This window comes from Pseudomonas frederiksbergensis (genome assembly GCF_900105495.1).
In the GTDB taxonomy this organism is placed as follows: domain Bacteria; phylum Pseudomonadota; class Gammaproteobacteria; order Pseudomonadales; family Pseudomonadaceae; genus Aquipseudomonas; species Aquipseudomonas frederiksbergensis.
Genome location: NZ_FNTF01000002.1, coordinates 449,805 through 476,655, shown reverse-complemented (window position 1 = coordinate 476,655; position 26,851 = coordinate 449,805). Strand labels below are relative to the sequence as shown.

22 protein-coding genes are annotated in these 26,851 nt (G+C 60.0%); 14 read left to right on the top strand and 8 right to left on the bottom strand.

The genetic code is table 11. From position 1 onward, the window contains the following. Nucleotides 1–552: 552 nt before the first annotated feature. The gene (gene gbcA, locus BLW70_RS02820; RefSeq protein WP_074871505.1) at nt 553–1,848 is read right to left on the bottom strand and encodes a glycine-betaine demethylase subunit GbcA; all 1,296 of its coding nucleotides are present in this window, start codon (nt 1,846–1,848) and stop codon (nt 553–555) included. Nucleotides 1,849–2,130: 282 nt separating this feature from the next. On the opposite strand from gbcA, the gene gbcB reads away from it, so the two are divergent. Continuing rightward, nucleotides 2,131–3,231, top strand: coding sequence for a glycine-betaine demethylase subunit GbcB (gene gbcB / locus BLW70_RS02810; RefSeq protein ID WP_074871501.1), 1,101 nt, complete (start codon nt 2,131–2,133; stop codon nt 3,229–3,231). A gap of 105 nt (nt 3,232–3,336) precedes the next feature. Here the strand turns inward: gbcB and BLW70_RS02805 are convergent, their stop codons facing one another. Together BLW70_RS02805 and BLW70_RS02800 are read right to left on the bottom strand one after the other, a co-directional pair. Next, the gene (locus tag BLW70_RS02805) at nt 3,337–4,161 is read right to left on the bottom strand and encodes an SDR family oxidoreductase (RefSeq protein ID WP_074871499.1); all 825 of its coding nucleotides are present in this window, start codon (nt 4,159–4,161) and stop codon (nt 3,337–3,339) included. Nucleotides 4,162–4,322: 161 nt separating this feature from the next. Then, a complete protein-coding gene (locus tag BLW70_RS02800; RefSeq protein WP_074871498.1) occupies nt 4,323–5,363 on the bottom strand; it encodes a threonine aldolase family protein in 1,041 nt (346 codons plus the stop codon). Between the two features lie 131 nt (nt 5,364–5,494). Here BLW70_RS02800 and BLW70_RS02795 point away from each other — a divergent pair, with 131 nt between their 5' ends. The 9 genes from BLW70_RS02795 to BLW70_RS02755 all read left to right on the top strand — a co-directional run bounded on the left by BLW70_RS02795 (nt 5,495) and on the right by BLW70_RS02755 (nt 16,434). Beyond that, nucleotides 5,495–6,211 (top strand): TraX family protein, encoded by a 717-nt coding sequence (locus tag BLW70_RS02795; protein ID WP_074871496.1) that lies wholly within the window; start codon nt 5,495–5,497, stop codon nt 6,209–6,211. 285 nt (nt 6,212–6,496) lie between these two features. Next, nucleotides 6,497–7,750 (top strand): serine hydroxymethyltransferase, encoded by a 1,254-nt coding sequence (gene glyA / locus BLW70_RS02790; RefSeq protein ID WP_074871495.1) that lies wholly within the window; start codon nt 6,497–6,499, stop codon nt 7,748–7,750. Nucleotides 7,751–7,773: 23 nt separating this feature from the next. Next, nucleotides 7,774–9,024 (top strand): sarcosine oxidase subunit beta, encoded by a 1,251-nt coding sequence (locus BLW70_RS02785; RefSeq protein ID WP_007947735.1) that lies wholly within the window; start codon nt 7,774–7,776, stop codon nt 9,022–9,024. A gap of 14 nt (nt 9,025–9,038) precedes the next feature. After that, complete coding sequence (locus BLW70_RS02780; RefSeq protein ID WP_033053963.1) at nt 9,039–9,368, top strand: sarcosine oxidase subunit delta; 330 nt, start codon at nt 9,039–9,041, stop codon at nt 9,366–9,368. Further along, nucleotides 9,365–12,382 (top strand): sarcosine oxidase subunit alpha, encoded by a 3,018-nt coding sequence (locus tag BLW70_RS02775; protein ID WP_074871494.1) that lies wholly within the window; start codon nt 9,365–9,367, stop codon nt 12,380–12,382. Before BLW70_RS02780 ends, BLW70_RS02775 begins: the two co-directional genes overlap by 4 nt. Before the next feature lie 130 nt (nt 12,383–12,512). Continuing rightward, a complete protein-coding gene (locus tag BLW70_RS02770) occupies nt 12,513–13,145 on the top strand; it encodes a sarcosine oxidase subunit gamma (RefSeq protein ID WP_074871492.1) in 633 nt (210 codons plus the stop codon). 133 nt (nt 13,146–13,278) lie between these two features. Beyond that, complete coding sequence (purU, locus tag BLW70_RS02765) at nt 13,279–14,136, top strand: formyltetrahydrofolate deformylase (RefSeq protein ID WP_074871490.1); 858 nt, start codon at nt 13,279–13,281, stop codon at nt 14,134–14,136. A gap of 206 nt (nt 14,137–14,342) precedes the next feature. Next, entirely contained in the window at nt 14,343–15,542 is a 1,200-nt protein-coding gene (fdhA, locus tag BLW70_RS02760; protein WP_074871488.1) for a formaldehyde dehydrogenase, glutathione-independent, read from the top strand. Between the two features lie 325 nt (nt 15,543–15,867). Then, complete coding sequence (locus BLW70_RS02755; protein ID WP_074871487.1) at nt 15,868–16,434, top strand: DUF2780 domain-containing protein; 567 nt, start codon at nt 15,868–15,870, stop codon at nt 16,432–16,434. A gap of 1 nt (nt 16,435) precedes the next feature. Here the strand turns inward: BLW70_RS02755 and BLW70_RS02750 are convergent, their stop codons facing one another. Then, nucleotides 16,436–17,323, bottom strand: a complete 888-nt coding sequence (locus BLW70_RS02750) for an acyltransferase (RefSeq protein ID WP_074871485.1) — start codon at nt 17,321–17,323, stop codon at nt 16,436–16,438. A 316-nt stretch (nt 17,324–17,639) separates the two neighbouring features. On the opposite strand from BLW70_RS02750, the gene rloA2 reads away from it, so the two are divergent. The 4 genes from rloA2 (at nt 17,640) to creD (ending at nt 21,824) form a co-directional block, all read left to right on the top strand. Further along, on the top strand, nt 17,640–18,146 hold the full coding sequence (rloA2, locus tag BLW70_RS02745; protein ID WP_074871484.1) for a retropepsin-like aspartic peptidase RloA2: 507 nt from the start codon (nt 17,640–17,642) through the stop codon (nt 18,144–18,146). Between the two features lie 74 nt (nt 18,147–18,220). After that, complete coding sequence (gene creB, locus BLW70_RS02740; RefSeq protein WP_074871482.1) at nt 18,221–18,901, top strand: two-component system response regulator CreB; 681 nt, start codon at nt 18,221–18,223, stop codon at nt 18,899–18,901. After that, nucleotides 18,901–20,322, top strand: coding sequence for a two-component system sensor histidine kinase CreC (creC, locus tag BLW70_RS02735; protein WP_074871481.1), 1,422 nt, complete (start codon nt 18,901–18,903; stop codon nt 20,320–20,322). The genes creB and creC overlap by 1 nt, the downstream gene beginning before the upstream one ends. Nucleotides 20,323–20,453: 131 nt before the next feature. Beyond that, nucleotides 20,454–21,824, top strand: a complete 1,371-nt coding sequence (creD, locus tag BLW70_RS02730; RefSeq protein ID WP_074871479.1) for a cell envelope integrity protein CreD — start codon at nt 20,454–20,456, stop codon at nt 21,822–21,824. 210 nt (nt 21,825–22,034) lie between these two features. Here the strand turns inward: creD and BLW70_RS02720 are convergent, their stop codons facing one another. The 4 genes from BLW70_RS02720 to BLW70_RS02705 all read right to left on the bottom strand — a co-directional run bounded on the left by BLW70_RS02720 (nt 22,035) and on the right by BLW70_RS02705 (nt 26,727). Beyond that, entirely contained in the window at nt 22,035–22,664 is a 630-nt protein-coding gene (locus tag BLW70_RS02720; RefSeq protein ID WP_074871476.1) for a glutathione S-transferase, read from the bottom strand. Between the two features lie 248 nt (nt 22,665–22,912). Then, on the bottom strand, nt 22,913–23,092 hold the full coding sequence (locus BLW70_RS02715) for a hypothetical protein (protein ID WP_074871475.1): 180 nt from the start codon (nt 23,090–23,092) through the stop codon (nt 22,913–22,915). After that, nucleotides 23,089–24,219, bottom strand: coding sequence for a PepSY-associated TM helix domain-containing protein (locus BLW70_RS02710; RefSeq protein WP_074871473.1), 1,131 nt, complete (start codon nt 24,217–24,219; stop codon nt 23,089–23,091). Before BLW70_RS02710 ends, BLW70_RS02715 begins: the two co-directional genes overlap by 4 nt. 72 nt (nt 24,220–24,291) lie before the next feature. Further along, a complete protein-coding gene (locus BLW70_RS02705) occupies nt 24,292–26,727 on the bottom strand; it encodes a TonB-dependent siderophore receptor (RefSeq protein WP_074871471.1) in 2,436 nt (811 codons plus the stop codon). Between the last annotated feature and the right edge of the window lie 124 nt (nt 26,728–26,851).

Here is a 26,851-nt window from a genome sequence, read left to right as displayed (position 1 = left end):
GGCCATATAGACCGGGCCTTTCAGGCGACTGATTAAAAAACGATCAAATTATCGTTTTTAGTCGGTGAAACTCGCACAAACCCCGATTTGTCGCGGCTTTCAACGGTTTTCCACAGATCCGCCGAAGTTGCCCCCAAAGTCTGTTGGCGCTTCTGTGGATAAGGTGTTCGCCATCCTCTGTAAGCCACGTATAACGTGACCTTCAAGCTTCTGATTAAAAAACAACCAATCGCTGTTCAAAACCCTGCTTCTGGATAAGTCACGGATTTTCTTCAATTTCTGTGGAGAAAGTTTCCACGAAATCCACACTTGTCCCCAATAGCTGTGGGTGGAGGTGTGGATAACTTGTTTGCGGAAGGCTGGAAGGTGCGTGCGGCATAGCGCTGAACGGAATAGGTCATATTTCGTACAGTTCTAGATTGAGGGATGTATCAGTGAAAGGTATGTAGTTGAGGAGGGCGCCATCGCAAGCAGGCTCACTCCCACATTGGATCTGTGTCGTTCACAAATCCCCTGTAGGAGTGAGCCTGCTCACGATGCTTTTGATCTCGATTAGCCGCTAACAGGAACGCCTTTGAGGTAAGGCGCAGGCTCCGCGCCCAGGTTGTTCAGCAAACGCTCGCTGTACCAATCCACAAAGTTCACCACGCCAAACTCATAGGTCTTGGAGTAAGGGCCTGGCTGGTAAGCCGTGGAGTTAATTCCGCGCTGGTTCTCTTCGGCCAGGCGACGGTCCTGGTCGTTGGTCGCATCCCAGACCTGGCGCATGCGCTCCACGTCGTAGTCCACGCCTTCGACCGCGTCCTTGTGGACGATCCACTTGGTGGTGACCATGGTTTCCTGCGCGCTGATCGGCCACACGGTGAACACGATGATGTGGTCGCCCATGCAGTGGTTCCAGGAGTGCGGCAGGTGCAGGATGCGCATCGAGCCCAGGTCCGGGTTCTTGATGCGGCCCATGAGTTTGGCGCAGCCTTGTTTGCCGTCCAGGGTCATCGACACGGTGCCCTTGAGTAGCGGCATGCGCACGATGCGGTTACGCAGGCCGAAACTGGCGTGGGCGTAAGGAATCTTCTCGGCTTCCCAGGCGGCGGCAGAGGCCGCGACGTGGTCCTTGAAGGCCTGGTCGGCACGCGGGTCGGTGACGTCGTCCCATTCCAGCAGGGTTTTCAGCAATTCCGGGTGCGACGCGTTGCAGTGGTAGCACTCGCGGTTGTTTTCCAGCACCAGTTTCCAGTTGGCTTTTTCCATCAAGGTGGTGGTAATCGCCACCTTGGTGTTCTCCATGTCGTACGGTTCCATGTAATGGTTCAGCGTCGACAGGAAGTCATCAATGGCCGGCGGGTTTTCCGACAGGCTGATGAAGATGTAGCCGCCTGCGGTCTTCACGTTCACTGGTTTGAGGCCGTACTGCTTCATGTCGAAGTCGGCGCCCATTTCGGTGCCGGCGAACAGCAGGCGACCGTCCAGCTCGTAGGTCCACTGGTGGTAGTGGCAGACCAGTTTGGCGACCTTGCCTTTTTCACTGGTGCACAGACGCGAACCACGGTGACGGCAGACGTTGTGGAATGCATGGACCACACCGTCGGCACCGCGAATCACGATGATCGGGTTCTTGCCGACTTGCAGGGTCAGGTAGTTGCCCTTGGTCGGGATTTCGCAGGTCATGCCGGCGATCAACCACTCTTTCTGAAAGATTTCCTGCATGTCGATATCAAACAGCCGCTCGTCAGAGTAAAACGGCTGCGGCAGCGAAAACGTGCGCTCGCGCTCTTGCAACATCTGCGCGGTGGCCTTGCGTGCGGGTTCCAGTGGATCGCCCAGGCTCAGGGTAGTGGTGACGTCCATCGTGTGTTTCCTCAAGGCCATCTGCGTGGCCGCGAAAGTGGCTGATCAGGTTTGCTACGCAAGGTGTAAAGGTTGTGTCTTGGTATGGGGCGAGTGTGGGGCCGGCGCTCGCCAGAACCTTATCCATGGGCGACATGGCCAAATCTGTTCCCGACGCGCAACCCCCGGTAATTGGGGGCTGGTCGCGATAAGTATGTGAATGTCGCAGATAGGTAAATGGAGGAGCTGCGCTATACGCAGAATCGCCAACATAAAGGCCGGTAGTCGGCCGTGGAGAACAGCATGTCCAACAGCTTCCTGAATCCGGTAACCACCCAGACCTGGGCCAATGGTCGACACATCGTCCGTTGCGTCAAAGTCATCCAGGAAACCTGGGATGTGCGCACCTTCTGCTTTATGGCCGACCAGCCAATCCTGTTCTTCTTCAAGCCGGGGCAGTTTGTCACCCTGGAGCTGGAAATCGACGGCGTGCCGATCATGCGCTCCTACACCATTTCCAGCTCGCCATCGGTGCCGTACAGCTTTTCGGTGACCATCAAGCGTGTGCCGGGCGGCAAAGTGTCGAACTGGCTGCACGACACCCTGCACGAAGGCCAGGAGCTGGCGGTGCACGGGCCGGTCGGGCTGTTCAACGCCATGGATTTCACTGCGCCGAAGGTGCTGTACCTCAGCGGTGGCGTCGGTATCACGCCAGTCATGTCGATGGCGCGCTGGTTCTACGACACCAACGGCAACGTCGACATGGTCTTCGTCCATAGCGCCCGCTCGCCCAAAGACATCATTTACCACCGCGAGCTGGAACACATGGCGTCGCGGATCGATAACTTCAGCCTGCACCTGATCTGCGAGAAGCATGGTCTGGGCGAACCGTGGGCCGGTTATCGCGGTTACCTGAACCACAAGATGCTTGAGCTGATGGCGCCGGACTTCCTTGAGCGGGAAGTTTTCTGCTGCGGCCCGACGCCGTATATGAATGCGGTCAAGCGCATGCTCGAGTCAGTCGGCTTCGACATGTCGCGTTACCACGAGGAGTCGTTTGGCGCTACGCCACCGGAAGCCCGTGCCGATGCGGTGGAGCAAGCCGAAATCGCCGCAGACGCACCGGACATCGACGTGGCGGACCTGCACCAGGTGGAATTCACCGCGTCCGGGAAAAGCATTCGTGTGGCGCCGGGTGAAACCGTGCATGCCGCCGCTGCCAAATTGGGGCTGTTGATTCCGAAGGCTTGCGGGATGGGGATCTGCGGGACGTGCAAGGTGATGAAGCTGGGCGGTGAGGTCGAAATGGACCACAACGGCGGGATCACCGAGGAAGATGAAGCGGAAGGGTTCATTCTTTCGTGCTGCAGCGTGCCGAAGGGCGACGTGCGCATCGAGTTCTGAGCCTGTGGGCGCGAGCCTGCTCGCGATGGCGGTGGATCAATCAATATCAATGTTGAATGTTCCGGCCTCATCGCGAGCAGGCTCGCTCCCACAGTGGTTGGTGTTTCAGTCGATAAACAGATCCGGCATCAGCTTGTCGTTCGTGCCGGGCTCAAAGCGGTAATGATCGAATTCGGTCACCCCGTGCTCCCGCAAAATCTCCTCATCAATCAGCAAGCGTCCCGTCATGCTGCGACCGCTGCTGCTCAGAATCACATGGGCGGCATCGGCCATGATTGCGGGCGTACGCGCATGTTTGAACGACTCGCGTGAGCCGAGCTGAAACTCGATGGCGGCGGTGGCGATCATCGATTGCGGCCACAGGGAATTGACGCTGATGCCGTAGTTCTTGAATTCCTCGCTCATGCCCAATGTCAGCATGCTCATGCCGTATTTGGTCACCGTGTAGGGGCTGTACTGGGCGAACCATTTGCTTGCCAGATTCAGTGGCGGGGAAAGATTGAGGATGTGTCCGCTGCTTTTCTTCAGATAGGGCAGGGCGGCCTGGCTGCACAGCAGCACGGCGCGGGTGTTGATCTGGTGCATCAGGTCGAAGCGCTTGAGCTCGATGTGTTGAACCCCGGTCAACTTGATCGCCCCGGCATTGTTGATCAGCGCATCAATACCGCCGAAATGCTCGTCAGCCTTGGCCAGCGCCTCACGCACTGCGACTTCATCGCGCACATCCACCTGCAAGGCCAGCGCCTTGCCGCCCGCGGCTTCGACTTCCGCGGCCACGCTGAAAATGGTGCCGGGCAGTTTGGGGTGAGGGGTGGCGCTTTTGGCGGCAATCACAATGTTGGCCCCATCCCGCGCAGCCCGCAGCGCGATCTCACGACCAATCCCGCGGCTCGCGCCGGTGATGAACAGGGTTTTGCCTTGTAAAGACATGCGTACGCTCCTGATTATTATTGTCTGAGCGAGTGGAACAGCTCGTCAATCAATGTAGACCAGGACCGCGGAGAGGAACGACTTGCGAGGGCTTTTGTGGCGAGGGGCTTGTCGGCACGCCGCCGACAAGCCCCCTCACCACAGGGGATCGGGGGTGCTGTTTAGCGGGACATGACTTCGCGAATATCCGCCGCCAGTTCGCGTACGCGTTCTTCTTCGGTGTCCCACGAGCACATGAAGCGTGCGCCGCCGTTGCCGATGAAGGTGTAGAAGCGCCAGCCCTTGGCGGTCAGTGCGGCAATCGCTGGTTCCGAGAGTTGCAGGAACACGCCGTTGGCCTGTACCGGGAACATCAGTTCCACGCCGGGAATATCGCTGACCAGTTCAGCCAGCAGCTGCGCGCAGTGGTTGGCGTGTTTGGCGTATTTGAGCCAGGCATCGTTTTCCAGAATCCCGACCCATGGCGCCGACAGGAAGCGCATCTTCGAGGCCAGTTGCCCGGCCTGTTTGCAGCGGTAGTCGAAGTCTTCAGCCAGCTTGTGGTTGAAGAACAGAATCGCTTCCCCCACCGCCATGCCGTTTTTCGTGCCGCCGAAGCACAACACGTCGACGCCGGCCTTCCAGGTCAGGTCGGCTGGCGAGCAGCCGAGAAAGGCGCACGCATTGGAGAAGCGCGCGCCGTCCATGTGCAGGTTCAGGCCCAGCTCCTTGCATGTGGCGCTGATGGCGCGGATTTCTTCCGGGGTGTAGACGCTGCCCACTTCGGTCGCCTGGGTCAGGGTCACGACGCGTGGTTTCGGGTAGTGGATGTCCTGGCGCTTGAGCGCGATTTCGCGGATCGAATCCGGGGTCAGCTTGCCGTTTTCAGTGCGGGCGATGAGCAGTTTGGAACCGTTGGAAAAGAATTCCGGGGCGCCGCATTCGTCGGTTTCGACGTGGGCGGTTTCCGAGCAGATCACGCTGTGGTAACTCTGGCACAGCGACGACAGGGCCAGGGAGTTGGCCGCGGTGCCGTTGAAGGCGAAGAACACTTCGCAGTCGGTTTCGAACAGTTTGCGAAAATCGTCGGACGCGCGTGCGGTCCATTCGTCGTCGCCATAGGCGCGTTGGTGGCCGTGGTTGGCCTGTTCCATGGCAGCCCAGGCTTCAGGGCAGATACCGGAATAGTTGTCACTGGCGAATTGTTGGCTCTTATCGGTCATGGCCGGCTTCCGTGGTCGAAGCTCTTATGGTGAAGAGCTTCGTGGTCAATGATGATGCGCACTTTACCCAAGATCGTCAGGAGAGCACACGGGATGATGCTGTCAGAAAAATACAAGGACGACGGGCAATTATGCACATGACGCAAAGGGATGGGGCGCTGGATCTGCTCAAGTGGCTGGCGCTGTTGAGCATGGTGCTCGATCACCTGCGATATGTCGGGTATTCCGTCGATCTGCTGTATATACCTGGACGGTTGGCGTTCCCGTGGTTCTGTCTGGCAATGGCGGCGAATCTGGCACGGGCTCGCGCGGTGACGACTCACGGCCAGTGGCGTTATCTGGGGTGGTTGCTGCTGTTTAGCGCCATCAGCGAAATCCCGTACCGGATGTTCATACCTGATCCCGGCACGTTGAACGTGCTGCCCACATTGGTCCTGGGATTACTGGTGGCCCGTGGCTGGCAGGATCGAACCCTGCAAACGCGGCTGTTGGCGGCAGGCGCCTTGCTGCTGGCGGCGCTATTCCCGGAGCGGTTGATGTTCGGCTTCTTCGGTGTGCTGTTGCCGCTGGCGATGTTGCTGGTGATCGGACGGCCCTGGTATTTCGCCCTGTTGCCGGGGCTGGTCTGTCTGGCGGCCAATCAGTGGCCGGTGCTGTATTCCGCGGCGCGGTTTCACAATGTTGAAGCCATCCTCGGTATCGCCGCTTGTCTGATTGCGCCATTGCTGGGGCTGCTCTTGTTGCGACAGGCAAAAGGCTTCCAGCCACCGCCGATGCGCCGTTGGGCGTATGCGCTGTATCCGCTGCATTTTCTACTGCTGCTCGCAATACGTCAGATCATCGCCTGACCCCTGTGGGAGTGAGCCTGCTCGCGATGGCGGCAGCCCAGGCAACATCAATGTTGAATGTGAGGCCGCTATCGCGAGCAGGCTCGCTCCCACAGGGGATCCAGGCGACTTCAAGGGTTGTGTCCGGCCAGCCATTTCGGTCCATGTCGTAAACGCACCTTTGCGTGGCGTCCGTAGGCATTTGGCCTGTCTGCGCCGGTCATACCATCGCATTCAAAGGGCACTGTCGAAACACCAGTGCCTTACCGAGACGAATGGCGCATAGATGCCGCTGGGAGAGACGCGATGTTCAGCAAGCAAGACCAGATCCAGGGTTACGACGATGCACTGCTGGCGGCGATGAATGCCGAGGAGCAACGCCAGGAAGATCACATCGAGCTGATCGCGTCCGAGAACTACACCAGCAAGCGCGTGATGGAAGCGCAAGGCAGCGGCCTGACCAACAAGTACGCCGAAGGCTATCCGGGCAAGCGCTACTACGGTGGCTGTGAGCACGTCGATAAAGTTGAAGCGCTGGCCATCGAACGCGCCAAGCAACTGTTCGGTGCCGACTACGCCAACGTGCAGCCGCACTCCGGTTCTTCCGCCAACAGCGCCGTTTACCTGGCCCTGATCCAGCCGGGCGATACCATTCTCGGCATGAGCCTGGCTCACGGCGGTCACTTGACCCACGGCGCGAAAGTGTCGTCCTCGGGCAAGCTCTACAACGCCGTGCAGTACGGCATCGACACCAAGACCGGGTTGATCGACTACGACGAAGTTGAACGTCTGGCCGTCGAGTGCAAGCCGAAAATGATCGTCGCCGGGTTCTCGGCTTACTCCAAGACCCTCGACTTCCCACGTTTCCGTCAGATCGCCGACAAGGTCGGTGCGCTGCTGTTCGTCGACATGGCCCACGTGGCCGGTCTGGTTGCCGCTGGCCTGTACCCGAATCCTCTGCCATACGCCGATGTGGTCACCACCACCACCCACAAGACCCTGCGCGGTCCACGTGGCGGGCTGATCCTGGCCAAGTCCAACGAAGAGATCGAGAAAAAGCTCAACGCCGCGGTATTTCCCGGCGCACAGGGCGGCCCGTTGATGCACGTGATCGCTGGTAAAGCGGTGTGCTTCAAGGAAGCGCTGGAGCCTGGTTTCAAGGCCTACCAGCAACAAGTGATCGACAACGCCCAGGCCATGGCCGGCGTATTTATCAAACGCGGCTACGATGTAGTGTCCGGCGGCACCGATAACCACCTGTTCCTGGTCAGCCTGATCCGTCAGGGCCTCACCGGCAAAGACGCGGATGCAGCACTCGGTCGCGCCCACATCACCGTGAACAAGAACGCTGTCCCGAACGATCCACAGTCGCCGTTCGTGACCTCCGGCCTGCGCATCGGCACCCCGGCGGTGACCACTCGCGGCTTCAAGGTGACCCAGTGCGTCGAGTTGGCCGGCTGGATCTGCGACATCCTCGACAACCTCGGCGACGCCGATGTCGAGGCCAATGTTGCGCAGCACGTTTCGGCCTTGTGCGCGGACTTCCCGGTTTATCGCTGAGCGCGGTTTTGGAGTAAATGACTATGCAACGCTACTCGGGCTTCGGCCTCTTCAAACACTCCCTCAGCCATCACGAAAACTGGCAGAAGATGTGGCGCACGCCGACCCCTAAAAAGGTCTATGACGTGGTCATCGTCGGCGGTGGCGGGCATGGTCTGGCGACCGCCTACTACCTGGCCAAAGAGCACGGCATCACTAACGTGGCCGTGGTCGAGAAAGGCTGGCTGGGCGGCGGTAACACCGCGCGCAACACCACCATCGTTCGCTCCAACTACCTGTGGGACGAGTCGGCGCACCTGTACGAACACGCTATGAAATTGTGGGAAGGCCTGTCCCAGGACCTGAACTACAACGTGATGTTCTCCCAGCGCGGCGTCTACAACTTGTGCCACACGCTTCAAGACATCCGTGATTCCGAGCGTCGGGTCAGCGCCAACCGCCTCAACGGCGTGGACGGCGAACTGCTCGATGCCAAGCAAGTGGCCGACGAGATTCCGTACCTCGACTGCTCGAAAAACACTCGCTACCCGGTGATGGGCGCCACCGTCCAGCGTCGCGGCGGCGTGGCCCGTCACGATGCCGTGGCGTGGGGCTTTGCCCGTGCCGCCGATGCCTTGGGCGTGGACCTGATCCAGCAGACCGAAGTGATCGGTTTCCGCAAGGAAAACGGCGTGTGCATCGGTGTTGAAACCAACAAGGGCTTCATCGGCGCCAAGCGCGTCGGTGTGGTGACTGCCGGTAACTCCGGGCACATGGCCAAACTCGCCGGTTTCCGTCTGCCGATCGAATCGCACCCGCTGCAAGCGCTGGTGTCCGAGCCGATCAAGCCGATTATCGACAGCGTGATCATGTCCAACGCCGTACACGGTTACATCAGCCAGTCCGACAAGGGCGACCTGGTGATCGGCGCCGGTATCGACGGCTACAACGGCTACGGCCAGCGTGGTTCGTACCCGGTGATCGAGCACACCATTCAAGCCATCGTCGAGATGTTCCCGGTGTTGTCCCGCGTGCGCATGAACCGTCAGTGGGGCGGCATCGTCGACACCACGCCGGACGCTTGCCCGATCATCTCGAAAACCCCGGTTCCGAACATGTTCTTCAACTGCGGTTGGGGCACCGGTGGCTTCAAGGCAACACCTGGCTCGGGCAACGTGTTTGCCGCGAGTCTGGCCAAGGGTGAAATGCACCCATTGGCTGCACCTTTCTCCATCGACCGTTTCCACAACGGTGCGTTGATCGATGAACACGGCGCTGCTGCGGTTGCCCACTAACAGGAGAAATCCCCATGTTGCATATCTTCTGTCCTCACTGCGGCGAACTGCGCTCCGAAGAGGAATTCCACGCATCCGGCCAGGCGCACATCCCGCGTCCACTGGATCCGAACAGCTGCACCGACGAGGAGTGGGGCGACTACATGTTCTTCCGCGACAACCCTCGCGGTTTGCACCACGAACTGTGGGATCACGTCGCCGGTTGCCGTCAGTACTTCAACGCCACCCGTGACACCGTGACCTACGAGATTCTCGAAACCTACAAGATCGGCGCCAAGCCACAATTCACCGACAAGACCGATAGCCCGAAAGCGGCCGCCACGGCTCTGGGAGAGAAGGTATGAGCCAGATCAATCGCCTGTCCAACGGCGGACGCATCGACCGTAACAAAGTGCTGAGCTTCACCTTCAACGGCCAGACCTACAAAGGCTTTGAGGGCGATTCTCTGGCCGCGGCCTTGCTGGCCAACGGCGTCGATATCATCGGTCGTAGCTTCAAGTACTCGCGTCCACGCGGCATCTTCGCCGCCGGTGCCGAAGAGCCGAACGCCGTGCTGCAGATCGGCGCGACCGAAGCCACGCAGATCCCCAACGTACGCGCCACGCAACAAGCGCTGTATCAAGGTTTGGTCGCCACCAGCACCAACGGCTGGCCGAGCGTGAACAACGACATGATGGGGATTCTCGGCAAGGTCGGCGGCAAGCTGATGCCGCCGGGCTTCTACTACAAAACCTTCATGTACCCGCAATCGTTCTGGATGACTTACGAGAAGTACATTCGTAAGGCTGCTGGTCTTGGCCGCTCGCCGACCGAGAACGATCCGGACACCTACGACTACATGAACCAGCACTGCGACGTGCTGATCGTCGGCGCTGGCCCTGCGGGTCTGGCCGCTGCACTGGCAGCTGCCCGCAGCGGTGCGCGTGTGATCCTGGCCGATGAACAGGAAGAGTTCGGCGGCAGCCTGCTCGATTCCCGCGAAAGCCTCGACGGCAAGCCTGCCACCGAGTGGGTTGCCAGCGTCATCGCCGAGCTGAAAAATACCCCGGACGTGCTGCTGTTGCCCCGCGCCACGGTCAACGGTTACCACGACCACAACTTCCTGACCATTCACGAGCGCCTCACCGATCACCTCGGCGACCGCGCCCCGATCGGCCAGGTGCGTCAGCGCATCCACCGGGTTCGCGCCAAGCGTGTAGTGCTGGCGACCGGTACTCACGAGCGTCCACTGGTTTACGGCAACAACGACGTGCCGGGCAACATGCTCGCCGGCGCTGTGTCGACTTACGTGCGTCGTTACGGCGTGGCACCGGGCAAGAAACTGGTGCTGTCGACCAACAACGATCACGCCTACCGCGTTGCACTGGATTGGCTCGACGCCAGCCTGCAAGTCGTGGCGATCGCCGACGCCCGCAGCAACCCTCGCGGTGCGCTGGTGGAAGAAGCGCGCGCCAAGGGCATCCGCATCCTGACCGGCAGCGCTGTGATCGAGGCCCGTGGCAGCAAGCACGTGACCGCCGCTCGCGTTGCCGCGATCGATGTCAAAGCACACACCGTGACCAGCCCGGGCGAGTGGCTCGATTGCGACCTGGTCGCCAGTTCCGGCGGTTACAGCCCGGTGGTTCACCTGGCGTCGCACTTGGGCGGCAAGCCGATCTGGCGTGAAGACATCCTCGGTTTCGTACCGGGCGAAGCACCGCAGAAACGCGTGTGCGTCGGTGGCATCAACGGCGTCTACGGCCTCGGTGATTCCCTGGTCGATGGTTTTGCAGGTGGTGCTCGCGCCGCCAGCGAAGCCGGTTTCAGCGTGGTCGAAGGCACCTTGCCGAAAGCCCTGAGCCGTCTGGAAGAGCCAACACTGGCGCTGTTCCAGGTGCCGCATGAAAAGAACACCGCACGTGCGCCGAAGCAATTCGTCGACCTGCAGAACGACGTCACCGCTGCCGCCATCGAACTGGCGACCCGCGAAGGTTTCGAGTCGGTCGAGCACGTCAAGCGCTATACCGCACTGGGCTTCGGTACGGACCAGGGCAAGCTCGGCAACGTCAACGGCCTGGCCATCGCCGCCCGTTCGTTGAACGTGACCATCCCGCAGATGGGCACCACCATGTTCCGTCCGAACTACACGCCGGTAACCTTCGGCGCCGTGGCCGGCCGTCACTGTGGGCACATCTTCGAGCCTGTGCGTTTCACTGCGCTGCATCACTGGCATGTGAAGAATGGCGCCGAGTTCGAAGACGTCGGTCAATGGAAGCGTCCATGGTACTTCCCGAAAAACGGTGAAGACCTGCACACCGCCGTGAAGCGTGAATGCAAAGCCGTGCGCGACAGCGTCGGCCTGCTGGACGCTTCGACCCTGGGCAAGATCGACATCCAGGGCCCGGATTCGCGTGAGTTCCTCAACCGCATCTACACCAACGCCTGGACCAAGCTCGACGTGGGCAAGGCCCGTTACGGCCTGATGTGCAAAGAAGACGGCATGGTGTTCGACGACGGCGTGACTGCCTGCCTGGCCGACAACCATTTCGTGATGACCACCACCACCGGCGGCGCTGCACGCGTGCTGCAATGGCTGGAAATCTACCACCAGACTGAATGGCCAGATCTGAAGGTGTATTTCACGTCCGTGACGGATCACTGGGCAACCATGACCCTGTCCGGGCCGAACAGCCGCAAGCTGCTCAGCGAAGTCACCGACATCGACCTGAGTAACGAAGCCTTCCCGTTCATGACTTGGAAAGAAGGTCTGGTCGGCGGTGTGCCGGCGCGGGTGTTCCGGATTTCGTTTACCGGTGAACTGTCGTACGAAGTCAACGTGCAGGCCGACTACGCCATGGGCGTTCTGGAAAAAATCGTCGAGGCCGGCAAGAAGTACAACTTGACGCCTTACGGCACCGAAACCATGCACGTTCTGCGGGCAGAGAAGGGCTTCATCATCGTCGGTCAGGACACTGACAGCTCGATGACCCCGGACGACCTGAACATGGGTTGGTGTGTCGGTCGCACCAAACCGTTCTCGTGGATCGGCTGGCGTGGCATGAACCGCGAAGACTGCGTGCGTGATCAACGCAAACAGTTGGTCGGTCTGAAGCCGATCGATCCGACCAAATGGCTGCCGGAAGGGGCGCAACTGGTGTTCAACACCAAGCAAACCATCCCGATGACCATGGTCGGTCACGTGACTTCCAGCTACTTGCACAACTCCCTGGGCTATTCGTTTGCCATGGGTGTGGTCAAGGGCGGCTTGAAGCGCATGGGTGAGCGGGTGTTCGCACCGCTGGCCGACGGCAGCGTGATCGAGGCGGAAATCGTTTCTTCGGTGTTCTTCGATCCGAAAGGCGATCGCCAGAACGTTTAACACCACAGTACCTGTGGGAGTGTGGCTTGCCCGCGATGAACGATAACGCGGTGCCACAGGCAGACCGAGTTGCTCCCATCGCGGGCAAGCCACGCTCCCACAGGAATACGAATACAGGAACAGGTGCTTTATGACCGCAGCCAATGTTTACCAACAACGCCCAACCACCGGGGCCAAGGCCGAGTCGTCGCTGCATCATGCCGACCTCGCCAGCCTGGTGGGCAAGGGCCGCAAAAACGCCGGCGTGATCGTGCGTGAGAAAAAACTCCTCGGTCACCTGACCATCCGTGGCGATGGCCACGATGCTGCGTTCGCAGCCGGTGTGCACAAAGCCCTCGGTATCGAATTGCCGGGCGCGCTGACCGTCATCGTCAAAGGCGAAACCAGTCTGCAATGGATGGGGCCGGATGAATGGCTGCTGATCGTGCCGACCGGTGAAGAATTCGCTGCCGAGAAGAAACTGCGTGAAGCGCTGGGCAACCTGCACATTGCGATCACCAACGTCAGCGGCGGCCAGCAGCTGCTCGAACTGAGCGGCCCGAACGTGCGCCAGGTGCTGATGAAGTCCACCAGCTATGACGTGCATCCCAACAGCTTCCCGGTGGGCAAGGCTGTGGGCACCGTGTTTGCCAAGTCGCAACTGGTGATCCGTCACACCGCCGAAGACACCTGGGAACTGCTGATTCGTCGCAGCTTCTCGGATTACTGGTGGTTGTGGTTGCAGGATGCGGCCGCCGAATATGGCCTGAGCGTCCAGGCGTAAAGATCGTTCCCACGCTCTGCGTGGGAATGCATCCCGGGACGCTCCGCGTCCCAAAGCGGACGCAGAGCGTCCATGGCGGCGTTCCCACGCAGAGCGTGGGAACGATCAGTTTCGCTACAGGAGTCACCGCACTATGAGCCGCGCCCCAGACACATGGATTCTGACCGCCGACTGCCCAAGCGTCCTCGGCACCGTGGACGCGGTGACCCGCTTTCTGTTCGAGCAGGGCTGCTACGTCACTGAGCACCATTCCTTCGATGACCGGCTTTCGGGCCGTTTCTTCATTCGCGTGGAATTCCGCCAGCCCGACGGCTTCGACGAGCAAGCCTTCCGCGCCGGTCTCGAAGAGCGTGGTAAAGCCTTCGGCATGATCTTCGAACTGACGCCGCCGAACTACCGCCCGAAAGTGGTGATCATGGTTTCCAAAGCCGATCACTGCCTCAACGATTTGCTCTACCGCCAGCGCATCGGCCAGCTCTCGATGGACGTGGCCGCCGTGGTCTCCAACCACCCGGACCTCAAGCCATTGGCGGACTGGCATCAGATTCCGTACTACCACTTTCCGCTGGACCCGAACGACAAACCGTCGCAGGAGCGTCAGGTCTGGCAGGTGATCGAAGACTCCGGCGCCGAACTGGTGATCCTTGCCCGCTACATGCAAGTCCTGTCGCCCGAGCTGTGCCGCAAACTCGACGGCAAGGCGATCAACATCCATCACTCCCTGCTGCCGGGTTTCAAGGGCGCCAAGCCTTATCACCAGGCCTACAACAAGGGCGTGAAACTGGTCGGCGCCACGGCGCACTACATCAACAACGACCTGGACGAAGGCCCGATCATCGCCCAAGGCGTGGAAGCTGTGGATCACAGTCATTACCCGGAAGATTTGATCGCCAAGGGGCGGGATATTGAAGGGCTGACATTGGCGCGAGCGGTTGGTTATCACATTGAACGAAGAGTGTTCCTTAACGCCAATCGCACAGTCGTTCTTTAGATCGCCTTCGCGGGCAAGCCCGCTCCCACAGGGTCCTTTGTCGTTTACAGACCTTGTGTTCACCCCGTCCACTGTGGGAGCGGGCTTGCCCGCGATGAGGCCCTGACAAACAACGCAAAGACACACAGGCAATAACCCGAGCAATCAACGCGCCGCCGACCCATGGCGACGCGACCGTTACATAAAAACAACAGCGAGGTGAAAGCATGTCTGGCAATCGTGGTGTGGTGTATCTCGGCAATGGCAAAGTCGAAGTACAGAAAATCGACTATCCGAAAATGCAGGACCCGCGCGGCAGGAAGATCAACCACGCTGTCATCTTGCGTGTGGTTTCCACCAACATCTGTGGTTCCGACCAGCACATGGTGCGCGGTCGTACAACCGCTCAAACCGGCCTGGTACTGGGCCACGAAATCACCGGTGAAGTGATCGAGAAGGGCAGCGACGTCGAGAACCTGCAGATCGGCGACCTGGTGTCCGTACCGTTCAACGTAGCTTGCGGGCGCTGCCGTTCCTGCAAGGAAATGCATACCGGCGTTTGCCTCAGCGTCAACCCGGCGCGTCCGGGCGGTGCTTACGGTTATGTCGACATGGGCGACTGGACCGGCGGTCAGGCTGAATACGCGATGGTGCCGTATGCCGACTTCAACCTGCTGAAACTTCCTGACCGCGACAAGGCCATGGAAAAAATCCGCGACCTGACCTGCCTCTCCGACATCCTGCCGACCGGTTACCACGGCGCAGTGACGGCCGGCGTTGGTCCGGGCAGCACCGTGTACATCGCCGGTGCCGGTCCTGTCGGTCTGGCCGCTGCCGCTTCCGCTCGCCTGTTGGGCGCGGCCGTGGTGATCATCGGTGACGTCAACACTGTCCGCCTGGCACACGCCAAGGCTCAGGGTTTCGAAATCGCCGACCTGTCCCTGGACACCCCGCTGCACGAGCAAATCGCCGCACTGCTGGGCGAGCCAGAAGTGGATTGCGCCGTCGACGCCGTGGGCTTCGAAGCGCGTGGTCACGGCCATGACGGGGTGAAACACGAGGCTCCGGCCACCGTGCTCAACTCGCTGATGGGCGTGGTTCGGGTGGCCGGCAAAATCGGTATCCCGGGCTTGTACGTGACTGAAGATCCGGGTGCCGTCGACGCCGCCGCGAAGATGGGCAGCCTGAGCATCCGCTTCGGTCTGGGCTGGGCTAAATCCCACAGCTTCCACACTGGCCAGACGCCAGTGATGAAGTACAACCGCCAGCTGATGCAGGCGATCATGTGGGACCGTATCCACATTGCCGACATTGTTGGCGTGGAAGTCATCAGTCTGGATGACGCGCCACGTGGTTATGGCGAGTTCGATGCGGGCGTGCCGAAGAAGTTTGTGATCGATCCACACAAACTGTTCAGCGCAGCGTAAAGGCTTCAGGCAAAACAAAACGGCGACCCTCGGGTCGCCGTTTTTTGTTGGATGATGATCGTTCCTACGCTCTGCGTGGGAATGCAGCCCGGGACGCTCCGCGTCCCAAAGCGTGACGCAGAGCGTCACAGGAGGCATTCCCACGCAGAGCGTGGGAACGATCATTTACAGGGCTGCCAACGCGCGGCCTGCGCCGGTCCATTCTTTTTCGACTGTTCGTCAGACGCTTGCCAAACCTGGGAACAATCCCCCTGGATGCCAGTCCAAACCACGGTTTTTCGCCGCCCATTGCCGGGCGGTTTTCATGGCACATGAGGATGTCTGGATGAAGATTTCACGCGGTTTTGCACTGGCTTCGCTGATGTGTCTGGCGGCCAGTCCGGTCTTTGCTCAGTTCAACCTGTTCGACGCGGCCAATGCCCTCTCCGGCACGCAGGGCGATGACGCCGCCGCGCCGACTTCGCAGACCGCGCAGACCGCCGGTTTGCTGAGTGCGCTCAGCCAATTGAACGTGACGCCGGAACAAGCCATTGGCGGTGCCGGGGCGATGCTCGGTCTGGCGAGGAATCAATTGAGTTCGACCGACTACTCGGAGTTGGCCAAAAGCGTGCCCGGCATCGACTTGCTGGCCGGTGGCGGTGAACTGGGCGTCCTCAGCGGTTTGCTTGGCTCGTCCGGTAAAGCGGCAGGTCTGGACAACCTCATGGGCAACGTGAGTAACACCAACGACCTGAACAGTGCCTTCAGCGCATTGGGCATGGACACCGGCATGATCGGCCTGTTTGCCCCCGTGCTTCTGCAATTTTTCGGTCAGCAGGGCGTCGGCGGTTCACTGCTGACAAACCTGGGCGGGATCTGGGGTGCAGGCACCGGCACCGGCACCGGTATCTGATTCAGCGGCGCTCGGCGCGCAACGCGTCGATGCGCTGATCCTTCTCGATCCAGAGCTGGTTGACCCAGTTCTGGATGGTTTCGCGAAACTGCGGATCGTTTTGGTAATCGCCCTGCCACAGCGCCGGGTCGAGTTCGCGGGTCTGGATGTCGATGATGACCTTCGGCACGTTACCGCTGAGCAAATCCCAGAACCCCGGAATCGTTGGCTGCGGATAAACCACCGTCACATCAAGGACCGCGTCCAGCTGTTCGCCCATTGCCGCCAGAACAAACGCCACGCCGCCAGCCTTGGGCCTGAGCAGGTGGGTGAAGGGTGATTGCTGCCGGGCACTTTTCGCCGCGGTATAGCGCGTGCCTTCCAGGTAATTGACCACTGTCACCGGCTGACGCTTGTACAACTCGCACGCCGCTTTGGTGATCTCCAGGTCCTGGCCGGCCAGTTCAGGGTGCTTCGCCAGGAATGCCTTGGTGTAGCGTTTCATGAACGGGTAATCCAGCGCCCACCACGCCAGCCCCAGGAACGGTACCCAGATCAGCTCTTTCTTGAGGAAGAACTTGAAGAACGGCGTGCGTCGGTTCAGCGTTTGGATCAGCGCCGGGATATCGACCCAGGATTGATGGTTGCTGATCACCAGATACGACGTGTCGACCCGCAGGTCATCGCCGCCACGGATGTCCCATTGCGTGGGGATGCACAGGCGGAAAATCAGCTTGTCGATTTCGGCCCAGGTCTCGGCGATCGCCATCACCGTCCACGAGGCGTAATCACGCAAGCGCCCGGGCAGGACCAGTTTGAGCAAGGCGAACACCATCAGCGGCCCGAACAGGACCAGGGTGTTGAGCAACAGCAGCAGGGTAACGAAACAGCCGGTGAGCAGGCGGCGCATAGATAACTCTTGAAAGCTTCTGGGCGCGCAATGATAAGCAGCTTCGGACGGCAGGCCAAATCGGTGACGACAAATGTTTCACCTTTTCGGCGGTATGCTTGAGCAGATTTGAACCTGTCAGTCATTTGTGGGGGGACTGTTCCGGCCTCTTCGCGGGCAAGCCCGCTCCCACAGTAGATTGGGGTGTACCCAAGGTTTGTGAACGACACGAAACCCTGTGGGAGCGTGGCTTGCCCGCGAAGCGATTTCAAGAACGAACGAATTGCTCACTGACGGTCTAAAATTCCGCTGCCCACTCCTCAAGGAAGCCCATTACGTGAAATCCCTCCTTGCACTGCTTTCCCTTATAGCCCTGCCGGTCCTGGCTGCTGAGCCGACCCTGTACGGGCGCTACGAATACATCGCGCTGCCGGAAATCGGTGGCGAAGTCCTCAAGGCCAAGATGGACACCGGCGCCCTGACCGCGTCGCTGTCGGCCAAAGACATCGAAACCTTCACTCGTGATGGCGACGAGTGGGTGCGTTTCCGCCTCGCTACCAAAGGCGCGAGTAACAAGGTCTACGAGCACAAGGTCGCGCGGATCAGCAAGATCAAGACCCGCTCCGAAGAAGATGACGACGACAACGAATCGGTCGAACCCACCAAGCGTCCGGTGGTCGATCTGGAGCTGTGCCTGGGCAACGTCAAGCGCACCGTGGAGGTCAACCTCACCGACCGCAGCAGCTTCAATTACCCTTTGTTGATTGGCGCCAAAGCCTTGCGTGAGTTCGGCGCGGCGGTGAACCCGGCACGGCGCTTTACGGCGGACAAACCCGACTGCTGATTTGAAGTGGTCTCATTGACGTGACGTGAGCCTTGGGGCACCGTTCGCCCACTTAACTGCCGGGCTCGGACGCCATGCCTCATATCCTGATTGTCGAAGACGAAGCGGCGATTGCCGACACCCTGATTTTCGCCTTGCAGGGCGAGGGCTTCACCACCACCTGGCTGAGCCTTGGCGCCGCGGCGCTTGAGCATCAGCGCCAGACACCGGCCGACCTGATCATTCTCGACATTGGTCTGCCGGACATCAGCGGCTTCGAGACCTGCAAGCAATTGCGCCGTTTCAGCGAAGTGCCGGTGATCTTCCTCAGCGCCCGGGATGCCGAAATCGATCGCGTCGTGGGCCTGGAAATCGGTGCCGACGATTACGTGGTCAAGCCGTTCAGCCCAAGGGAAGTGGCGGCGCGGGTCCGGGCGATTCTCAAGCGCATGGCACCGCGAGCGAGCGCCGAGGTGGCATCGACGTTGTTTCGCATCGACAGCGAACGGGTACAGATCAGCTACCGCGGTCAGCTGCTAACCCTGACCCGTCATGAATTCCGTCTGCTGCAATGCCTGCTGGAGCAACCCGAACGGGTCTTCAGCCGCGAGCAATTGCTCGATGCGCTGGGTGTCGCCGCCGATGCCGGGTACGAGCGCAGCATCGACAGCCACATCAAGAGCGTGCGCGCCAAACTGCGCCAGGTGAAAGCCGACGCGGAGCCGATCCAGACCCATCGCGGCCTCGGCTACAGCTACAGCCCGGGGCGTAGCTGATGCCGCTGGGGATCCGGATCTTTCTGGTCTATGTGCTGTTTATCGGCCTGACCGGTTATTTCGTGCTGAACACCGTGATGGAAGAAATCCGTCCCGGCGTGCGCCAGTCCACCGAAGAAACGCTGGTCGACACCGCCAACCTGATGGCCGAAATCCTGCGCGACGACTTCAAGGCCGGCACCCTGAACCAGAACCGCTGGCCCGAGCTGCTCAAGGCTTATGGCGAACGGCAACCGAAGGCGAACATCTGGGGATTGCCGAAGAATCAGGTCAACCACCGCATCTACGTCACCGATGCCAAGGGTGTTGTGGTGCTGGACTCCAGCGGCATGGCAGTGGGGCAGGACTACTCGCGCTGGAACGACGTTTTACTGACCCTGCGAGGCGAATACGGCGCTCGTTCCAGCCGCAGCGATCCAGACGATCCGAGCTCCTCAGTGATGCACGTCGGCGCCCCGATTCGCGACAACGGCCAGATCATCGGCGTGGTTACCGTGGCCAAACCCAATAGCTCGTTGCAGCCATACGTTGATCGCACCGAGCGGCGATTGCTTGCCTGGGGCGCCGGGTTGATCGGCCTCGGTCTGCTGTTTGGCGCGCTGTTGTCGTGGTGGTTGAGCGCGGCGCTGCGGCGGTTGACTGCTTACGCTCAGGCGGTCAGTGAAGGCCGGCGGGTCGAGGTTCCGCATTACCGTGGTGGCGAACTGGAACAATTGGCGACGGCGGTGGAGCAGATGCGCACGCAGCTCGAAGGCAAAGCCTATGTCGAGCGTTACGTACACACCTTGACCCACGAACTGAAAAGCCCGCTGGCGGCGATTCGCGGCGCGGCGGAGTTGTTGCAGGGCGAGATGCCGCTGGCCCAGCAACAGCGTTTTGTCAGCAACATCGACAGCGAAAGCGCGCGGATGCAGCAGTTGATCGAACGCCTGTTGAACCTGGCCCTGGTCGAGCAACGCCAAGGGCTGGAAGAGCGGGTGACGGTGCCGCTGGCGAAGTTGGTCGATGAATTGCTGAGCGCTCAGGCGGCGCGCATCGAAGGCAAGCAGTTGCGCGTGGAGCAAACCATCCCAGCGGATCTGCTGCTGACCGGTGAGCCGTTCCTGTTGCGTCAGGCGCTGGGCAATCTGCTGGAGAATGCTTTGGACTTCACCCCGGCTCGTGGATTGCTGCGATTCAGTGCTGCGAAGGTTGGCGAGCAAATCGAATTCAAACTGTTCAACCAGGCCGAGGCGATTCCCGACTATGCGTTACCGAGGTTGAGCGAACGATTCTATTCACTGCCGCGACCGGACAGCGGGCGCAAGAGCACGGGGCTGGGACTCAATTTTGTTGAAGAGGTGATGAAGCTGCATGGCGGAGAACTATGCATCGGCAATGTCGGGGACGGTGTTGAAGCAGGTTTGCGCTTCCCCGTGTGATCGTTCCGATGCAGAGCGTGGGAACGATCAAACGATCAACATCAACCAGTCTCCACACACTCTCCACATTCCTCCCATAAATCCCCCACACACACCACCCAGACTCGCCCCATCCAAACAGGGAGAGTCCCATGAACCGCAGCCTGACCCTAAAACTCGGGGCAATTGCCCTTCTGATTCTGTTGTTGCTGATCCCGCTCTTGATGATCAACGGCGTGATCCAGGATCGCCAGCAACTGCGCGACATTGTCCTCGAAGACATCGCCCGCAGTTCCAGCTACAGCCAGCAACTGAGCGGTCCGATCATGGTGGTGCCGTATCGCAAAGTGGTGCGCACCTGGAAGACCAATGAGAAAACCAACAAGCGCTATCAGGAAATCGGCGAAGAACGCGGCCAACTGTATTTTCTGCCGGAGCGTTTCGAGCTCGACGGCAAGGTGCAGACCGAGTTGCGCTCGCGGGGTATTTACGAGGCGCGGCTGTACCACGCCGACAACCACATCAGCGGCCTGTTTTCGATTCCCGCGCAAATGGGCATCGAGGAAGATTTCGCCGATTATCAGTTTGACCAAGCGTTCCTGACGATAGGCATCAGCGATATCCGCGGGATCGAAAATGCCCTGAAACTAGACCTCAACGGTCAGAGTCTGGAATTTGAACCGGGCACGCAGCTGGGTTGGCTAGGCGAGGGGGCACACGTCAAGTTGCCCGCGCTGGACAGGCACAAAGGCGCGGAACTGGCATTCGCCTTTGACCTGCGCCTGCAGGGCACCGGCCAGTTGCAGATCACTCCGGTCGGCAAAACCAGCAAGGTGCAACTGGCCGCCAACTGGCCTCACCCGAGTTTTATCGGCAACTACTTGCCGGCTCAGCGTGAAGTCACCGGCACAGGTTTTACCGCGAATTGGCAGACTTCGTTCTTTTCCACCAACCTGGAAGAAGCCTTGACCAACTGCCTGACCAGCGACCGTTGTGACGAGTTCAAGAGCCGCAACTTCGGGGTGAGCTTCATCGACCCGGTGGATCAGTACCTGAAAAGCGATCGGGCGATCAAATACGCGCTGCTGTTCATTGCCCTGACCTTCGCCGGTTTCTTCCTGTTCGAAGTGCTCAAAAGCATGGCCGTGCATCCAATCCAGTACGCGCTGGTGGGTGTGGCGCTGGCGTTTTTCTACCTGCTGTTGCTATCGCTGTCCGAGCACATCGGCTTTGCCCAGGCGTATCTGTTGTCGGCGGGCAGCTGTGTGTTGTTGATCGGGTTTTATGTCTGCCATGTGCTGCGCAGCGTGCGTCACGGCTTGAGTTTTTCGGCGGGACTGGCGGCGTTGTATGGCTTGCTCTATGGCTTGCTCAGTGCCGAGGATTACGCGTTGTTGATGGGTTCGCTGCTGTTGTTCGGGTTGTTGGGCGTGTTCATGGTGCTGACCCGCAAGCTGGACTGGTACGGGATCGGGCAGAAGCCGGCCAAGCCGTTGGTGTTTGATCTCGGGGCTGTGGAATGAGCCGGTCGTTGGGGTTGCGTGAGGATCAGCGGGAAGGGGAAGCGTTGGCGACGCAGATTGCGGTGTTGTTTCCAGTGGATCCGCAGTGGTGCCATCGCAAACAGGCTCGCTCCCACAAGGGATCTCCAGTGAACACAAAATTCGTGCACACAACCGATCAACTGTGGGAGCGAGCCTGCTCGCGAAGAGGCCCTGACAGCCAGTAAAAATCTAAACCTTAGGCATCGTCGCCAGCATCGAAGCCCGCTGACTGACTTCGAAATACCAAGCAGCCAGCTTCGGATTCACCGTGCGCCATTCCAGATCCGGATGGCGCAAATCCAGGTAGCCCAACGCACAGGCGACACTAATCGCCGCCACGTCGAAGTGGCTGGTCAGCTCGGCAATCGCGTCCGCTTCCAGCAATGCCAGGCCACGACGAATCTTCTCGCGCTGGCCGTCGAGCCACTCATCCCAGTGTTTTTCCGGGGCACGCAGGGCGACTTCATAACGAATCAGCACCGCCGCGTCCATGATCCCGTCGGCCAGGGAGGCCAGGGTCAGGCGCCGCCAGCGGGCCGAACCGTCACGCGGGATCAGCGGGTTGCCGACGTGCTGGTGGTCGAGGTAATCGAGGATCACCCGGCTGTCATGGATGACGCTGCCATCGGCCAGGCGCAGGGCCGGGATTTTACCCAGCGGGTTGTCTTCGTTGAGCATCAGGTCCGGGCTGACCGGTGTGAGCACGCAGTCTTGCAGCGCTACGCGGTCCTGTTGACCGGTTTCGTGCAGCAGCACCATGACTTTGCGAACGAAGGGCGACAACGGGTTGTGGAACAGGGTCATGCTGGGGGCGGACATGGCAGCATCTCGGAGTGGGCAGTGCTGGGCAGCATAGCGCGTGGATCCGGGAGCTCAAACGGTTGGCGCATTTAACTCTGTAGCAGCTGCCGAGCAGCGCGAGGCTGCGTCCGGCTGCGCAGCAGTCGTGCATCCTGCGGCCGAGTTGTTTCAGACAAATCGCGTTTGCCGGACTGCGGCCGCTACGCAGCCGGACGCAGCCTCGCGCTGCTCGACAGCTGCTACAGGAGTTCGCCGATCGATTTGGGTTAGCGGCGTTGCAGCAGGCCGCGCAGGGCGAGGATGGCGGGAATGCCCAGTCCAAGCCAGCTCAAGGCGTCCCACACGCCATCGCCCAGCAACGCGGAAAACAACCCCGCCGCGCTGAGCAGGGCGATGACTGTCGGGGTGGAGAAGACTTTCCAGAAATTCGACTGCCGCGGCCTCATGCTGCACTCTCCGCGTTTTCGAGCACCGGTTTCACCGCCTTGCGCCGCACCACCCAAAGATAAACGCCGCTGCCGAGCACGACGATGGTCAGCCCATCCAACGTCGCCCAGAGGATTTTCATCGGCATGCCGCCGTAATCACCGAAGTGCAGCGGCTGGGACATGCCCATGGCGTCCATGTACCACGGGCGTTCAGCCACGGCGGTGACTTGCAGGGTGCTGGCGTCGATCAGCACTGGTGTCAGCAGGTGCGAGGTCAGGTGAGTGCTGCCTTTCATGAACACCGCGTAATGGTGTTCGCTGGAGAAGCGTGTGCCGGGAAAGGCAATGAAGTCCGGCTGCATGCCCGGAGCGACTTCCTTGGCGATGTCGAGCAAGCGGGTCGCTGGCGCCAAATGGGTCAATGGCGGCGCGTCGCGATAGGGCGCGACCATCGCGCTCAAGCTGTCGTTGCGCCACGCGGCAATCAGCAAGTCGGCGCAAGCGCTGATGACGCCGGTGACGCCGACCACCAAGGCCCAGGTCAAGGTCACCACGCCGATCAGGTTATGCAGATCGAGCCAGCGCAGGCGCGTGGATTTGTCCTGGCGCACGGTGGCGAATTTCAATCGGCGCATGAACGGCAGGTACAGCACCGTCCCGGACACAATCGCCACCACGAACAGAATGCCCATGAACGCCAGCAGCAACTTGCCCGGCAGACCGGCAAACATGTCCACGTGCAGACGCAACATGATCATCATGAAGCCGCCGTTGGCCGACGGCATTTCCAGCGCTTCACCGGTGCGGGCGTCGAGCATGAAGGTGTGAGAAGAATTCGGCTCAGTGCCCGCGGTGGCCGCCATGATCGTGATCACGGCGTTGGGCTCGTCTTCGTCGAAGCCGAAATACTGCATCACTTCGCCGGGGCGATGTTTTTCAGCGGCCAGCACCAACTGCTGCAAATTCAGATGCGGGGTGTCCGCCGGCATCGTCTTCAATTCAGCGGCATCGCCCAGCAAGTGGTCGATTTCGTGATGGAAGATCAATGGCAGCCCGGTCAGCGCGAGCATCAGCAGGAACACGGTGCAGATCAGGCTGGTCCAGGTGTGGACGAAGGACCAGCGGCGAATTGTTTTGCTTTTCATTTCATAGCCTTCAGAAATACCAAAGCCGTCCTCGAGGGACGGCTTGGATATCAGGTGTGTCAGATCAAGGCGTTACCACTTGTAGCCGACGCTGGCCATTACGTTGCGACGGTCGCCGTAGTAGCAGTAAAAACCGTCGCAGGTCGAAATGTATTCTTTGTCGAATACGTTGTTGGCATTGACGCTGAGACTCACACCCTTGAGCGTGTTGTTCAGGCGGCCCAGGTCGTAATGGACTGCCGCGTCATAGACGGTGTAGGAACTGCTATGGCCGTCTGATGGATCGCGTACGAAGCCCATGCTGCCGATGGCGATATTGTCGGTTTCGCCGATATAGCGCACGCCGAAGCCGATTCCGAAACCATCCAGAACACCGGTATGCCACGTGTAATCAGCCCATGCAGAAGCCTGGTTTTCCGGGGTCAGTGGGAGTGGGCGGTTTTTATCCAGAGGGTCGGTGACTTTAGTCATCTTGCTGTTGGCGTAGGTGTACGCGGCCGTCAATTTCAAGTTCTCGTTGACGTTTCCGGTAGCTTCCAACTCGAACCCGCGCACGTTGGCCTCACCCAGAGGGCGAGATACACCCAGGGTGTCACTGAGCACGATGTCCTTGCGGGTCAGGTCATAGGCCGCTGCGGTGAACAACATGTCGCTGCCCGGAGGCTGGTACTTGATACCGATCTCATATTGTTTGCCAGTGCCTGGACGGAACGCCTCGCCATTGGCGCCGCCGGCTTCCGCCTGGAAGGATTCGGCGTAGGAGATGTACGGTGTAAAGCCGGAATCGAACACATAGCTCAGCGCCGCGTTGCCGGTGAAGGCGGTGTCGTCGCGGGTGTCCTTGGCATTGTTCATGTTGTAGAAGGTCGTGTCGGTGTGCAGCCAGTCCTGACGGCCGCCCAACGTCAGGCGCCAGTTATCCAGGGCCATCTGGTCCTGGAAGTACAGGCCGGTGTCATGGGTCTTCTGGTTGTAATCATTGAACGCGGTGTAGCTGACGTTGCTGAAGTCCTGGCCGTAGATCGGGGTGATGATATTGCTGGTCGGCGCGCTGCCATACAGCCATTTGTAATTGGTGTTGACGCGCTGGTGGTCCAGGCCCAGCAACACGGTGTGCTTGATCGAACCCGTGTCGAAATCCGCCTGGAAATTGTTATCCACGGCGAACTGGCTGATGTCTTCGTTGACGATGTTGGCACCTCGGGCGAGGGTACCGTCGTCACTCACCGAACCATAAAAACCGCCTGCGGTAATGCCTTGGAAGGACAGGTCGCTCTTGGTGTAGCGCAGGTTCTGACGGAACTGCCAGACATCGTTCATCCGGTGCTCAAAAGCATATCCCAACGCGTAATAGGTCTTGTCGTAGAACTCCCACTCCGGATCACCGAGATTCTTGTGGTACTTCACTTCGCCAGCAGGCGTTGAAAGCTTGGTGCCTTGTAAAGGAAGGAACTGGCTGGTGATGCCTGTGTCGTCACGGTTGAACTGGCTCAGGAACGTCAGCTTGGTATCGGGATCGATGTTCCATGTCAGGCTGGGAGCGATGTTGTAACGCTTGTCATCGTTGTGCTCGATGGCTGTATTGCTGTCTCGCACCACGCCGCTGACACGGTAAAGAAAGCGTCCTTCGTCATCGATGGGGCCGGTGCTGTCGAAGCTGATCTGCTTGCGCTGATAGCTGCCGATCTGCAATTGCACTTCGTTGCTGGCAATGTCTTCGGGGCGGCGGCTGACCATATCGATCAAGCCACCAGGAGGCGTCTGGCCATAGACCGACGATGCCGGGCCACGCAACAATGCCACACGCTCCAGATCCCAGGTTTCCATCTTCGGCATGGCATAGGTGCCCTTGGGCAGGGGCAGTCCATCAAGGAATTGGGTGGGCTCAAATCCACGAACCTTCAACCACTCGGCGCGGCTATCGCTGCCGTAGCTGCTGGCTACGACGCCGGGCATGTAACGGACTGCGTCATCCAGGTTTTGCACGGCGCGGTCTTGCATCTGTTCACGGGTGGCAACAGAAATTGACCGCGGTGCCTCCGCCAGCGCCGTATCGGTTTTAGTCCCTGCTGCCGTACGTTTTGCGAGGTAGCCTTGTACTGGACCCCAAGCGCTCTCGGTGTTTTCCGCGCCGATCACGCTGGTCGCCGGCAGAGCCATCACACCCTCGGGCACGGCCACCAGGCTGAAGGTGCCAGTGCTGCTTTGTTCCAGTTGCAGACCGGTGCCGCGCAAGGCTTCGCGCAGGGCGCCGGCAGCGTCGAACTGGCCGTTGACCGGTGCCGAGGTCTTGCCTGCCGCCAGTGAAGGATTCAACGACAGCGCCAGACCCGCCTGGCTGGCGATCTGGTTCAGAGTGTTGGCCAATGCCGCGGCTGGCAGGTTGTAGGCGCGAACGCTGGATGCCTGTTCAGCGGCCATCAGCTGACTGCTGGCCAGAGGGGCACTAAGGGCAATGGCAATCGCCAGCAAACTGGGGCGCAACACGGTGTCTAGCGAGCGGGACATACAGCGGCTCCTGAATGGAAATATTTCTCAATTGCCTAGGTGCCGGACGAGAATTCAAAAGTGATAGGGCTGATTGAAAATAATTTCGATTCAGTAAACCAGTCGCTAAGGGGGGATCGTTCCC

What these genes read in the sequence shown, in the direction of transcription:
- gbcA (WP_074871505.1), bottom strand. Translation starts at nt 1,848, where the DNA reads ATGGACGTCACCACTACCCTGAGCCTGGGCGATCCACTGGAACCCGCA.
- gbcB (WP_074871501.1), top strand. Translation starts at nt 2,131, where the DNA reads ATGTCCAACAGCTTCCTGAATCCGGTAACCACCCAGACCTGGGCCAAT.
- BLW70_RS02805 (WP_074871499.1), bottom strand. Translation starts at nt 4,161, where the DNA reads ATGTCTTTACAAGGCAAAACCCTGTTCATCACCGGCGCGAGCCGCGGG.
- BLW70_RS02800 (WP_074871498.1), bottom strand. Translation starts at nt 5,363, where the DNA reads ATGACCGATAAGAGCCAACAATTCGCCAGTGACAACTATTCCGGTATC.
- BLW70_RS02795 (WP_074871496.1), top strand. Translation starts at nt 5,495, where the DNA reads ATGCACATGACGCAAAGGGATGGGGCGCTGGATCTGCTCAAGTGGCTG.
- glyA (WP_074871495.1), top strand. Translation starts at nt 6,497, where the DNA reads ATGTTCAGCAAGCAAGACCAGATCCAGGGTTACGACGATGCACTGCTG.
- BLW70_RS02785 (WP_007947735.1), top strand. Translation starts at nt 7,774, where the DNA reads ATGCAACGCTACTCGGGCTTCGGCCTCTTCAAACACTCCCTCAGCCAT.
- BLW70_RS02780 (WP_033053963.1), top strand. Translation starts at nt 9,039, where the DNA reads ATGTTGCATATCTTCTGTCCTCACTGCGGCGAACTGCGCTCCGAAGAG.
- BLW70_RS02775 (WP_074871494.1), top strand. Translation starts at nt 9,365, where the DNA reads ATGAGCCAGATCAATCGCCTGTCCAACGGCGGACGCATCGACCGTAAC.
- BLW70_RS02770 (WP_074871492.1), top strand. Translation starts at nt 12,513, where the DNA reads ATGACCGCAGCCAATGTTTACCAACAACGCCCAACCACCGGGGCCAAG.
- purU (WP_074871490.1), top strand. Translation starts at nt 13,279, where the DNA reads ATGAGCCGCGCCCCAGACACATGGATTCTGACCGCCGACTGCCCAAGC.
- fdhA (WP_074871488.1), top strand. Translation starts at nt 14,343, where the DNA reads ATGTCTGGCAATCGTGGTGTGGTGTATCTCGGCAATGGCAAAGTCGAA.
- BLW70_RS02755 (WP_074871487.1), top strand. Translation starts at nt 15,868, where the DNA reads ATGAAGATTTCACGCGGTTTTGCACTGGCTTCGCTGATGTGTCTGGCG.
- BLW70_RS02750 (WP_074871485.1), bottom strand. Translation starts at nt 17,323, where the DNA reads ATGCGCCGCCTGCTCACCGGCTGTTTCGTTACCCTGCTGCTGTTGCTC.
- creB (WP_074871482.1), top strand. Translation starts at nt 18,221, where the DNA reads ATGCCTCATATCCTGATTGTCGAAGACGAAGCGGCGATTGCCGACACC.
- creC (WP_074871481.1), top strand. Translation starts at nt 18,901, where the DNA reads ATGCCGCTGGGGATCCGGATCTTTCTGGTCTATGTGCTGTTTATCGGC.
- creD (WP_074871479.1), top strand. Translation starts at nt 20,454, where the DNA reads ATGAACCGCAGCCTGACCCTAAAACTCGGGGCAATTGCCCTTCTGATT.
- BLW70_RS02720 (WP_074871476.1), bottom strand. Translation starts at nt 22,664, where the DNA reads ATGTCCGCCCCCAGCATGACCCTGTTCCACAACCCGTTGTCGCCCTTC.
- BLW70_RS02715 (WP_074871475.1), bottom strand. Translation starts at nt 23,092, where the DNA reads ATGAGGCCGCGGCAGTCGAATTTCTGGAAAGTCTTCTCCACCCCGACA.
- BLW70_RS02710 (WP_074871473.1), bottom strand. Translation starts at nt 24,219, where the DNA reads ATGAAAAGCAAAACAATTCGCCGCTGGTCCTTCGTCCACACCTGGACC.
- BLW70_RS02705 (WP_074871471.1), bottom strand. Translation starts at nt 26,727, where the DNA reads ATGTCCCGCTCGCTAGACACCGTGTTGCGCCCCAGTTTGCTGGCGATT.